General features: G+C 72.2%; 7 protein-coding genes and 1 pseudogene. 7 read left to right on the forward strand and 1 reads right to left on the reverse strand.

Annotated features, from left to right (window positions below; genetic code table 11):
- The first annotated feature begins 125 nt into the window (after nt 1-125).
- The 4 genes from FL344_RS36745 (at nt 126) to FL344_RS36760 (ending at nt 9,324) form a co-directional block, all read left to right on the forward strand.
- Nucleotides 126-3,209, forward strand: a complete 3,084-nt coding sequence (locus FL344_RS36745) for an MG2 domain-containing protein (protein WP_194863395.1) — start codon at nt 126-128, stop codon at nt 3,207-3,209.
- The gene (locus tag FL344_RS36750; protein ID WP_228565632.1) at nt 3,206-5,644 is read left to right on the forward strand and encodes an alpha-2-macroglobulin family protein; all 2,439 of its coding nucleotides are present in this window, start codon (nt 3,206-3,208) and stop codon (nt 5,642-5,644) included. The genes FL344_RS36745 and FL344_RS36750 overlap by 4 nt, the downstream gene beginning before the upstream one ends.
- Nucleotides 5,645-5,851: 207 nt before the next feature.
- Nucleotides 5,852-6,889 carry an effector-associated domain EAD1-containing protein gene (locus FL344_RS36755; RefSeq protein WP_141621783.1) on the forward strand — a complete coding sequence of 346 codons (1,038 nt, stop codon included), beginning with the start codon at nt 5,852-5,854 and terminating at the stop codon, nt 6,887-6,889.
- 44 nt (nt 6,890-6,933) lie between these two features.
- Nucleotides 6,934-9,324 (forward strand): hypothetical protein, encoded by a 2,391-nt coding sequence (locus FL344_RS36760; protein ID WP_141621784.1) that lies wholly within the window; start codon nt 6,934-6,936, stop codon nt 9,322-9,324.
- A 10-nt stretch (nt 9,325-9,334) separates the two neighbouring features.
- On the opposite strand, the gene FL344_RS36765 is transcribed toward FL344_RS36760, so the two are convergent.
- The gene (locus tag FL344_RS36765; protein WP_141621785.1) at nt 9,335-10,144 is read right to left on the reverse strand and encodes an SDR family oxidoreductase; all 810 of its coding nucleotides are present in this window, start codon (nt 10,142-10,144) and stop codon (nt 9,335-9,337) included.
- A gap of 112 nt (nt 10,145-10,256) precedes the next feature.
- Here FL344_RS36765 and FL344_RS36770 point away from each other — a divergent pair, with 112 nt between their 5' ends.
- The 3 genes and pseudogenes from FL344_RS36770 to FL344_RS36780 form a co-directional block, all read left to right on the forward strand.
- Nucleotides 10,257-10,937 (forward strand): MotA/TolQ/ExbB proton channel family protein, encoded by a 681-nt coding sequence (locus FL344_RS36770; RefSeq protein WP_011550941.1) that lies wholly within the window; start codon nt 10,257-10,259, stop codon nt 10,935-10,937.
- A gap of 3 nt (nt 10,938-10,940) precedes the next feature.
- Nucleotides 10,941-11,375, forward strand: coding sequence for a biopolymer transporter ExbD (locus FL344_RS36775; protein ID WP_011550942.1), 435 nt, complete (start codon nt 10,941-10,943; stop codon nt 11,373-11,375).
- A 16-nt stretch (nt 11,376-11,391) separates the two neighbouring features.
- Nucleotides 11,392-11,620 (forward strand): annotated as a pseudogene (locus FL344_RS36780) (energy transducer TonB); the annotation flags it as partial.

Below are 11,620 nucleotides of genomic sequence, written 5' to 3' on the forward strand. Positions count from 1 at the left end.
GGATTTGGGCTTGGGCGCTGGCAAGGAACGGCGACCCTAGCGCACCGTCTTGAGCCACGCGAAGGACGGGGGGACTCGTCAGGGCCTCGGCTTCCCGGCATAGAGTGGAGGGAAGGGGAGAACCGATGACAATCCGCTTCCGGCGCCGCCGGCTGCTGGGGGGAGGACTGGCTGCGTTGCTCGTGGGGGGCGCGGTAGCCTTTGCCTCCTGGGACGTCTGCCTTTCCGCCTGGGTCCTGCGAGGAGTGAAGGTGCCGAGCTGTCCGGACGGACAGTTCCGCCAGGTGGTGGAGGTCCATGGCTCCGGCCTGGCGCGCGGCGACACGGGGCAGGTGGTGGTCGTGACGCATGCGCTGGCGCCGCACCCGGAATCCGGCCAGATGATGAAGGCCCCGGTGACGAAGGGCACGGCCGCCGTGTTCCTGGTGGACGGGGAGGGGAAGGAGACGCCGCTTCCGCTGTCGAAGGGGACCGCGTGGATGCGCACCATGGACGACGGGGGGCTGTCGGCCCGCGTGGCGCTGCCGGAGGTACCGGACGGCGACTACCAGCTCCGGGCCCGCGTCACCTCGCCGCTGGGCACGGACACCGTGGACGCGCCGCTGCCGCTGTATGCCAATGCCCTGGCGCATGTGCTGACGGACCGGCCCCTGTACGAGCCGGGCCACGAGGTCCTCTTCCGCGCGGTGGTGCTGAGGGCCAAGGACCTGGCGCCGTTGGATGGGCGGCCGGGGACGTGGGTGGTGCGGGATTCCACCGGCGAAGTGGTGCTGGAGGAGCGCGCGCCGGCCGGGCCCTGGGGTGTCGTGGCCGGGCGCTTCTCGCTGGACCGGGGCGCGCCGCAAGGAAGCTGGACGGTGAGCTGGGTGAGCGGCGGGGCGCAGGCCTCGGCGTCCTTCGAGGTGAAGCCCTTCACCCTGCCGCGCTTCCGCGTGGAGGCGCGCAGCGCCCGGCCCTTCTGGCGCGCGGACGAGGTGCCAGTGGTGGATGGGCAGGTGACGTATGCCTCGGGCGCGCCGGTGGCCGACGTCGAGGTGGGCCTGACGTGGAACATCCACGGTGACTGGCCCGCGCCCACGGAGTGGCATGCGGGGGGCCTGCCGGACCGCGCGCGCACGGACGCCGCGGGGCGCTTCCGCCTGTCGCTGCCGCGCGTGCCCATGGACCTGCGCGGACAGGCCCAGCTGGTGGCGCGTCTGGTGGCGCGGGACGCGGCGGGAGACCGCATCGAAGGCGGCGTGTCGCTGCTGCTGTCCGAGGACGCGCTGCAGGTGTCGGCGGTGACGGAGGTGGAGGGCGGACTGGCGCCGGGCTTCAACAACCGCGTTTACGTGCGCGCGACGACGGCCGCGGGGCAGGTGCTGCCGGGCACGGAGCTGATGGTGAAGCGCGCCTGGGACCCGCGCGACGAAGGCGTGCGCGCGATGACGGACGAGGACGGCGTGGCCGTCTTCCAGCTCGACCCCGGGCCTCCCGTCAACGTCGTGGTGCCGCCCATGCCCGTGCGCCCGCCGCCGCCCAAGCCCACGGTGAGGCTGGGCCAGACGCGCAACCTGCTGGCGCCGGAGACGGAGGCCTCGCTCGAGGACCTGCTCGCGCTGGAGAAGGGGTTGCCCGCGCTCGAACCCTGTGCGCGCTTCGTGACGCGTGAGGATGGAGAAGTGGAAGTCGCGCTCGGCCTGCGCGTGAGTGCCGCGGGCGCGGTGGTGGACGTGGTCTCTGGAGAGGGCGCACTGCCCGCCTGCGTGGCCTCGGCGTTGCGCACCCGCGTGCTTCCCGCCGGGCGTGAGCGGGTCTTCCAGGTGCGCCTGGGCATCATGGACCCAGGCCTGCCGGAGTTGGCAGTGGAGGTGGAGGCGGCCATTGGCGCCCCTGAGACGCTGGTGGCCGCGCTGGACGACGCGGCTCTCGATGCGCGCGCGTGTCTGCCTCGGGACCTGAGCATGGACGCTCCGCTGCCCGCGGCGTTGAGCTGGCGGCTGGGGAAGCGGGGCCTGGAGTCGCTGACGTGGGTGATGCTGCCGAAGCAGTCGAACGCGTTGGCCGCGTCCGTCCTGCCCTGTATCCAGGAGCGTTTCACGCGTATCCGGATGTCCGAGCCCGAGTATCCGCACAACGCCCTGGGCGTGGCGCACCTCACCGCCCGTCCGTCGGGTGAGAAGGGGCGCCAGGCCGTTTCCCAGGCCACCACCTTCCTGGGCTACGAGCTGAAGGTGAGCGGCACGCAGGGGGGAGAGGCCGTGGGCGAAACGAAGCTGGTGCTGCGTCCGGCGGAGGTGCCACCCACGCGCCTGCGCGCCACGCCCGTGCTGGCGCGCGGCGGCGAGGAGGTCCGCATCGAGCTGATGCGCGGCCCCCAGTTCGCGGGCCCGCTGCCCGAGACCCTGGTGCTCCAGGCGGGCAACCAACGAATGGAAGAGAAGGTGGACAAGGCGACGCGCTCGGTCCGCTTCAAGCTGCCCGAGGACTTCGAGGGCTGGGCGATGACGTACTGGGAGGGCGCGCAGGGGCGGGTGTACGTGGCGCCGCGTGCGCAGCTCTCCGTGGAGGTGACGCCGGACAAGCAGCGCTACGCTCCCGGCGAGCTGGCCCGGCTCCAATTGCAGACGCGGGTGGATGGCCAGGACGGTCCGGCGGCGGTGGGCCTCTTCGGCGTGGATGAGACGCTGGCGCAGCTGGCGCCGCTGCCAGGGCCGGACGCGCTGGGGCAGCTGCGGCCGGTGCCCACGGTGGCCTCGCCGGCCTTCGGTGTCCTGGACGGCCAGGCGCTGGCCATGGGCCGCATCCGCGGGGCCAACGCGGCGTCGGCGGCGGTGCTGCGGGTGAGCGATGTGCCTCGGCGCGAGCACACGGAGCCCCGCGTGACGGTGAACGCGGTGTCGGCCTTCGAGCCGGAGTCGGAGCTGACCGAACCCTTCTACGCCGTGCTGGCGGAGCTGCACGCTCAGGTGCGCGCCTGGGAGGAGAAGGCGCCGCAGGGGCAGACGCTGGACCCGGCGGGCATGGCCCGGCTGTGGGAGGGCGCGCTGGCTGCGTGTGAGAAGCGAGGCGACAAGGTGACGGATGCCTTTGGCCGCCGGTTGAAGCTGTCACGGCTGCCCGTGGACCTGCTGGCGCTCACCGACCCGCGGGCGGTGGTGTCCAGCGGCACGCGGCTGCCGGAGGACGTGGAGAACTGGAACGCTTGGGTTGCCCGGGAGGCGCCATGAATCGCTCGTTCTTCGCCGGGGTGGGGTGCTCCCTGGCGAGCCTGGTGGGACTGGTCATGTTCGTGGCGCTCTTCGGTGACAACGTGCGGCGCCTGTTCGGCGCATCCGCTGAGGCGCTGACGGGGGCGCCCGCGCCCCAGGCGTCGAAGCGCCTCCGCACCTTTGGTGGACAGAACTCCGAGTTCGACGAGGTGCAAGCGGTGATGGCCCCCCCGCCGGTCATGGAGGAGGAGCAGATGGAGATCGGGGGGATGGAAGGGGGGATGCCCGGGTTCGCGAACGCGCTCCGCAGTGCCCGCGCTGTCGTGGTCAAGGATGATGCACGCAAGGGCGGGGGCGGCGCGGAGGCAGACGCCACGCCCAGCCGTGCCTGGTTCCCGGAGACGTTCCTCTTCGAGCCCCTGGTGGTGACGGACGCGTCCGGCGCGGCGACGGTGCCGGTGCGCGTGCCGGACCGCCTCACGCAGTGGCGGGTGCTGGCGCTGGCGCACTCGCGTTCGGGCGCGCAGTCCGGCGCGGTGGCGTCCTTCACGGGCACGCTGCCCACGTACGTGGACCCGGTGCTGCCGGCCTTCCTGCGCGCGGGCGACGCCGTGCGGATGCCGGTGCAGGTGATGAACACCACGGACGCGGCGGTGGAGGCGCCCTTGAAGGTGGAGGTGCCGGGCGCGCTGGTGGAGGGCGGCAGCCGCACCGTGCGCGTTCCGGCGCGCGGCAGCGTGGTGGAGTACGTGACGGTGCGGGTGGCCACGCCAGGGCAGGTGGCGGTGCGCGCGACGCTGGGCGCCACCGACGCGGTGGTGCGGGACTTCCCCGTGTGGTCCACGGGGCGGCCGGTGGTGGAGACGCGCGGTGGCACGCTGGCGGCGCCGCGCTCGCTGTCGCTCACCGGGGCCGTGGACGCGCAGCCGGGAAGCGAGCGCGTCCGGGTGCGGGTGTTCCCCGGCGGGCTGGGCGTGCTGCGCTCGGAGTTGCTGAACGCGAGCGCGCGCGAGGACGCGGCCGGCGTGGGCTATTCGCTGCTGCTGACGGGCCGCGCGCCGGAGCTCCTGACCGCCCTGGGTGAGACGCGGTCCGCGGAGGCGCTGAAGGCGCTGAGCACGCCCGGGCAGCGGCTGACGGCGCCCGTGCCTCCGGAGCCCGGTGAAGTGGACGTGGAGTCGGTACGGGCGGGGTTGATGCGGGCGACCCAGCGCGCGCTGCGGTGGAGCCGGGCGCCGGATGTGGCCACGGCGGCGCTGCTGGCGGAGGGCGCGCTGGCGCATCCGGACAACCCCGTGCTGGCCCGCCTGGGCGAGCGGCTGGCCGCGCAGGTGGCGGCGGCGCAGCTCCCGGACGGCACCTGCCAGGGCGGCAACGGCTGGACGCTCCAGCGGTTGCTGGTGGCCACCGCGGACTGCACGCGCGCGGTGAACGCAGCGGCGGTGACGCCGGAGGGCAAGCGCCGCGCGGCCTTCTTCACCGCGCGGGCCTCGGGGGCGCTGGAGCGCAACCGGGCGCACGTCAAGGATGGCTACACCGCGGCGGCGCTGCTGGCGAGCGGCGCGGTGACGGGCTCGTTGCGGGACTCACTGCGCGAGCAGGTGCGGGATGCCGTTCAGCGGCGCGACGAGGGTGCCGCGTTCCTGCCCGTGGAGGAGGGCGTGGTGGACGCCGCGGGCGGCACGCCGACGGAGGCCGAGGCCACCGCGCTGGCCGTGCTGGCCCTGGAGGGCGACGCGAAGGCACCCGTGGCGGACCTGGGCGCCGCGTTGCTCGCCAGCTACGAACCGGTGAACGGCTGGGGCAACGGGCGCGCCAACCGCCTGGCGTTGCAGGCCGTGGTGTCCCTCTTCCGCGAGCCGCTGCCCGCCCAGGTGCGGGTGGTGCTGGAGCGGGACGGCCAGGTCATCACCGAGGGCACCTTCGACGCCAAGGCCCTGCGTGAGGTGCTGTCCCTGGAGGCGGCGGCGCCGGGCTCCGGCGGCGCGCATACCTGGACGGTGCGCGCGGAGCCCGCGGTGCCCGGGTTGGGCTTCGCGCTGGCGTTGAGCGCCGCGGTGCCGTGGACGCAGCAGGCACAGGCCGGGCTGGAGTTGTCCGTGCAGGTGCCCTCGGACGCGAAGGTGGGGCAGCCGTCGGAGGTGACGCTCCTGGCCTCCACGCCGTCGGGCCTGCCGCTGGTGATTCGCCATGGGCTGCCCGCGGGCGTGCAGGTGGACACCGCCAGCCTGGAGGCGCTCGTGCGCGAAGGGAAGGTGGCGTCCTGGCAGAGCGAGGATGGCGCGGTGACGCTGCGGCTTCATCCCCGAGGGCCGGGCGAGCCCTTCCAGGCGCGCTTCCGCGTCATCCCGACGCTGGCGGGCACGCTCCAGGGCGGCGCGTCATCGCTGATGGCCCTGGAGCGCCCTGACCTGGTGTCCTACGTACCCCCCGCTACGTGGGCCGTACGCTGAGGAGATGTCGCTGGCACTTCCTGCCCCCCGGGCCACTGCCCCGGCGCTGGGGGGCGCGTTATGTGTCGACTCGTGGTGACTTCACGGGCCTCCAAGAAATGTAGTCCGTACTCCCAACTGGGCACCCACGCAGGGGATGCACAGATTTCCCAGCAGCAACACGGAGTCGCAACCGCTCCCAGGGTTGTTTCGTCGTGGGTGGCAAGCATGGAGCTCGACGGCGCGGAGAGGGACGAGCTACAGCGGGCGCTGACGAGCGCGTTTGCCTCGGTGGAGCACCTTCGCCGGGTCGTGGCCGCCACCTGCCGCAGGGATTTGGAGTCGCTGGGCGTCTCCGGTGGGCTGCGGGAGCGCGTCTTCGCGCTCATCCACATGGCGGAGGCGGAGGGCTGGCTGCGCGAGCTGATTCGCGGCGCCTACCAGGCTCTGCCCCGGCACCCTCGTCTCCAACGCTTCGTGCAGGTGTACCTCGCGTCCGTCCAGCGCAGTATCCCCCGTGTCGGACTGGAGCGCATCTTCGGCAGTGGCCGGGCGGACGCCGAGCGTGAGCACTGGCGCAAGCGCCTGACCTCCATCGAGCGGCAGGTGTGCCGCGTGGAGCCGGAGGTGGGCGCGGCGCTGGGCACCGGCTTCCTGGTGTCCCCCAGCGTCGTGCTCACCAATTTCCACGTCATCGAGAACAGGCTGCTGGAGTCTCTACGGGTGCGCTTCGGCCGCAAGGTCCTCCAGGACGGGACGCTGCTACATCCGGGGACGGTGTACCGCGTGACGCGCTGTCTGGCGCGCAGTCCTTATAGCCCCGCGGACCTGATGCACCCGCGTCCGCGTGATGCCACGTCGGGCGAGCTGGACTACGCCTTCCTCGAGGTGGCGGGTGTCCCCGGCGAGGACCTGGTCGACGGGGAGCCCCGAGGCTGGCTGGAGCCGCCCGATTCGCGGGAGTCCTTCACGCCCGGCAGCCTGGTGCTCATCGTCCAGCACCCGGCGGGCCAGCCGATGAGCGTCGCGCTCGATGAGTTCCTGGGCGTCAATCCGGGCCGCACACGCGTGGCGTACCGCGCGTGCACGGGGCCGGGCTCCTCGGGGGCGCCCTGCTTCACCCAGGACCTGCGGCTGGCCGCGCTGCATCACAGCGGCGGGCCCCGCGTCCCGTCCGCGTCGGTGGGACACAACGAGGGCATCCCCATCGACACCATCCGCGGCAGCCTGTCCGGGAGCATGTTGAGTCAGCTGGGGTGGGGGTAGGGGCGCGAAGTGGAGGCATGGGGGGCGCCTGATACAGTCAGTGAATGCGCTCCGCTGGCACCCGTCCCGCCGTCACCCACTCCGCGTGGGGGCTCGTGCGTCTTCCGGCCCTGCTCCTGTTGCTCGTCCTTCCCTGGAGGGCCGGCGCTGAGCCTTCGCTGCGCGTGGCGGGTGCCTCCGCCAGCAACGAGGTGAAGCTGCGGACAGCGTCGGAGGACTTCCGGCACGTGCTGCGCGTGGATTTGTTGAGCGCGCCGGAGGTGGTCGGCGACGTGGCCGTGGCCGGCGGCGTGGCCAGAGGTGTGGACGGCGAGCTGCCCGGCGGCGTGACGGTGCTGGTGGATCCGCTCCAGGCCCAGGACGGCGTGCAGGTGCCGTTGCAGGCCGTGGTGAAGGAAGCGGAGGCCGGGGGGGCCACGGTGCCCATCTCCACGCGGCGCCCCATCCACGTCGAGCTGTCCGGGCGCCTGCCCGTCACGGGGGACTACACAGGCCACGTGGTGCTGGTGCACGCGCAAGGAAGGGAGACCACCGCGCTCATCGTCACCCGCGTGCAGGCGGTGCCCGCGGTGCAGTTCATCGCCACGTCGCCAGCGGTGACGTCCGCGGGCTGGGGCTGGGGCTCCATCGACGCCACCGTGCGGCTGCCGTTCAAGGAGACGGCGGGCGTGGGCGGGGTCGTGTCGGTGCCCCAGTTGCTGCAATTGCAGCGCAAGGCGCCGGACATGGATTCGGCCCTCATCCAGCCGCGCTTCCAGAGCGTGCGCTTCGCGCTGGAGGGCGGGAAGCCGGATGGCGGCAACCTGGATGTCACGTCGGTGGACGGGGGCATTCCCGTGAGCGCGCATGGGAGCGGCGCGCTGCTCTTGAACCTGCGGGGCCTGGAAGGTCCGGGCGAGTACACCGGCACCGTGCGCCTGTCCGTGCGCTCGGGCATGGCGGTGGAGCAGCCCTTCACCTTGTGGGTGAGCTCGCCCTGGTTGTGGGGCGCGTTGCTCATCGCGGCGGGGGCCGTGTCGTCGTTCGGTGTGCGCCTGTACTCGCAGCGCATCCGGCCCCGGACGCTGCGCTTGCAGCGGGTCATGGAGCTGCACCGCCGGCTCCAGGCCGTGGTGAGCGGGCAGGGGGCTCGGGCGCGGGAGGTGGGGCAGGTGATGCTGGGCCAGGTGGACGGGCTCGCGTCGGAGATTCGCCGGCCGGTGCGAGGCATCCGCGTGCGCGACGGGGACCTGGTCGCGCTGGAGCCTCGTCTGCGGCTGTATGGCGCGTGGTGTGACACGTCACGCAAGCTGGACGCGCTCCCGGCCGAGCTGCGTCCGGAGCAGGCGAGCCAGTTGCTGGCGGAAGTGGAAGGCGCGCTGCGCACGGAGGACACCGCCACCGAGCAACTGGACCGCCTCGCCGCCAAGGTGCGGGAGCTGGACGTGGACGGACTGGCGCGCGCCGGGCTGGAGGCGCGGTTGCAGGACATCGACCGTCAGGCGCGGACGCTGGTGGAGCAGCACGGTGAGGATTCGCTGGGCTTCCGGCTCAAGTACGAACTGCTGTCCCTGCTGTCGACCGTGCGGGAGGAGCTGGCGCGGGGCGCGCTGGACGCCGCCCGGCGCCAGTTGGAGTTCGCTCGCCGCTCGTACTTCGACATCCTCTGCGAGGAGCTGTCCGCGGCCCTGGCGTCCCGCACGCCGCCGCGAGGCTTCACGGAGGAGGAGTGGGAGGCCCTCACCCGGCAGGTGAACACCCTGCTGGAGCGGGCCCGCGAGCGTGCGAACACCAGCGTGGATGATGCCGTCCGCATGTACCAGGGCGCGCATGCCGCCTATGTGCGCCAGCTCATCGTGGAGCTGCGCGGCGCGGTGGACGAGGCTCGGCACGTCAGTGAGTCCGAGGCGCAGACGCAGGCGCTCGAGGAGGTGGAGGCGCTCCTGCGCGAAGCCATGGGCCTTCTGGTGGCGGAGTCGTCGCACGAGGCCGCGGGGAAGTACGGCGAGGCGCGCGTCCGGTTTGTCTCCGCCAGCCAGTCCCAGCGGATGGCGAAGAGCTTCCACCTGGAGTCGCTCGCGTCGGACGACGGGGGCGACGGGGCGCCCTCCGTACCTCCTCCCACCGCGCCCAGCGGTGGAAGCATCCTCGCGCTGCCGGAGGCGCCCGCCGGAGGGGCGCCCGTGCTGGGCGACTTCGAGGGCATGCCGCTGCCGTCGCCGCGTCACATGTGGTTGGTGGAGCTGGGCGTGCTGGCGCTGCTCACCACGGTGGCGGTGGCGCTGGGGCTTCAGTTGCTCAATGTCTTCTCGCCCACGTGGGGCGGTTTCGGCGCGGGCATGACGGCCTTCCTCTGGGGATTCGGCCTGCACCAGGTGGGCAACGCCTCCTTCGAGGGAATCTCCGGGCTGCTGACGCGCGTGGAGCGGCCGGCCACGCCTCCGCCGGCCACCTGAGCCGCGCGAATCAGCGCTGCCGGTCCTGGATGGTCTTCGCGGCGATGCGGTCCACCACGCCCGGGACCACCAGCTTGAGGAACTGGGCGACGCGGGCCTTGGTGGTCATCACCACCTCGCGCTCGCGGCGCTCCATGGCGCGCAGGATGATGGCCACGCAGGTGTCCACGTCCATGTTGCCCGCGCTCTCGTCGTGCTTGCTCTGCCGCACGGGCTGGCCGTCCGCGCCCAGCGCGCTGTCGCGGATGTTGGTGGCGACGAAGCCGGGGCACACCACCGTCACGTCCACGCCGGTGCCGCGCAGCTCGATGCGCAGCGAGTCGAAGAAGCCGTGCATGGCGTGCTTGCTGGCCGCGTAGCCGCTGCGGTTGGGCACGCCCGTCTTGCCCGTGAGGGACGACACGGCCACCACCAGTCCACGCCGGGCCTTGAGGTGGGGCAGGGCGTGGTGGGTGCAGTACACCGCGCCCAGGTAGTTGATGCGCATCAGCCGGTCGAAGAGAGACAGGTCCTTCACCTCGTCCACGCGCGCGTCCATCGTCACGCCCGCGTTGTTGACCAGCACGTCGACGCCGCCAAAGGACTCCACCGCCCGCTCCACCAGGTGGCGGCAGGCCTCCGCGTCACCTACATCGGTGGGCACCACCACCGCGCGCCCGCCGGCCGACTCGCACCGGGCCTTCACCCGCTGGAGCGCTTCCTCGTTTCGCGCCGCCAGCACCAGGTTGGCGCCGCGTCCGGCCAGCACCACCGCCAGCGCCTCGCCAATGCCCGCCGAAGCGCCCGTGACGACCACCGTTTTTCCTCGCATGGCGCGCATTCTGACCCCTCGCCGTCAGAGGGGCCCGGAAAAAATCCGACCACCCGGTGACACTTCAATTCGGGCCCGGTGTTCCGGTCGCGCCAACGTGCTTCACGAGGGGAAAGACACCATGCCGTCCATCGCCGTTTTCGCCCAGGCCCACCCGGAGCAACTGGGGTGGCTCAGCAGCAAGCTGCTGGGGGTGACGCTCACTTCCGCGGAGTGGGTGCTGTGGGTGCTGGTGTGTCTGTCGGTGCTCTCCATCGCCATCATGCTGGAGCGCACGGTGTACTTCGCCCGTCACCGGCTGCCGGACTCGGAGGCGCTGGCGGTGCGGCTGTCGCGCGGTGAGCTGGACGCGGTGAAGGCCGCCATCCAGGGGCGTCAGGGCATGGAGGCCGCCATCCTGCGCGAAGGGCTGGCGTGCGCCGACCAGGGCGCGGACACGGTGGAGCAGGTGATTGCCTCCACCCTGTCGCGTGAGCGCCCGCGCTACGAGCGCTTCCTGTCGTATCTGGGCACGCTGGGCAACAACGCGCCGTTCATCGGTCTGTTCGGCACGGTGCTGGGCATCATCAAGGCCTTCAATGACCTGGGGAAGATGAACGCCCAGGGCGGCGGCGGGGCCATGCAGCAGACCGTCATGGCCGGCATCTCCGAAGCGCTGGTCGCCACGGCCGTGGGGCTGGCGGTGGCGATTCCGGCGGTGGTGGCCTTCAACGTCTTCAGCCGTCAGCTCAAGACGCTCACCAGCCGCGCCAACGCTTTGGGGCACGCGCTGGTGGGCAGTCTCCGCTCGGAGGCCCGTTAGGCCATGGCGGGCAGCGCGCAGGACAACGACGACGAAATCACCGGCATCAACGTCACCCCGCTGGTGGACGTGGTGTTGGTGCTGCTCATCATCTTCATGGTGACGGCCAACTTCATCGTCCGCGAGACGGTGGAGGTGGACCTGCCCCGAGCCGCCAACGGCGGTGAGACGGTGCAGGGCCTGGTCAACGTGGTGCTGGACAAGGAGGGCAAGTTCTTCTTCGACGGCACCGAGATGACCGAGAAGGAGCTGGAGGCGAAGGTCGCCGAGGCGGTGGCCAAGGACAAGGACACGCGCGCCATCATCAGCGCCGACCAGTCGCTACCCTACGGCCGCGTCATGCGGCTCATCGACGTGGTGAAGGGCCAGGGCATCGCGAAGTTCGCGCTCAACATCGAGAAGGACGTGGCCCCCGCGGCTGCGCCCGCAGCGCCCTGAAGCGAGGCATCAGCGCATGAGTCAGGCCGTCCTCGAAAATAGTCCCACGACGCCCTCACACGACCGCTCGCTGGCGGTGGTGGGCGCCTTCCTGCTCGTGTCGCTGGGGATTCACGTCGGCGGCTTCTGGGCACTGGGGGAGGGTGACTCGCGCTCGCGCCCCGTGCCCAAGCGCCCCGTGGAGATGGTGATGGTGGAGGTGCAGAAGCCGCCCCCGCCGCCTCCCGAGGCGCCGAAGCCGGAGG

Origin of the sequence: Myxococcus sp. AB036A (genome assembly GCF_006547355.1) — a bacterium.
GTDB classification, from domain to species: domain Bacteria; phylum Myxococcota; class Myxococcia; order Myxococcales; family Myxococcaceae; genus Myxococcus; species Myxococcus virescens.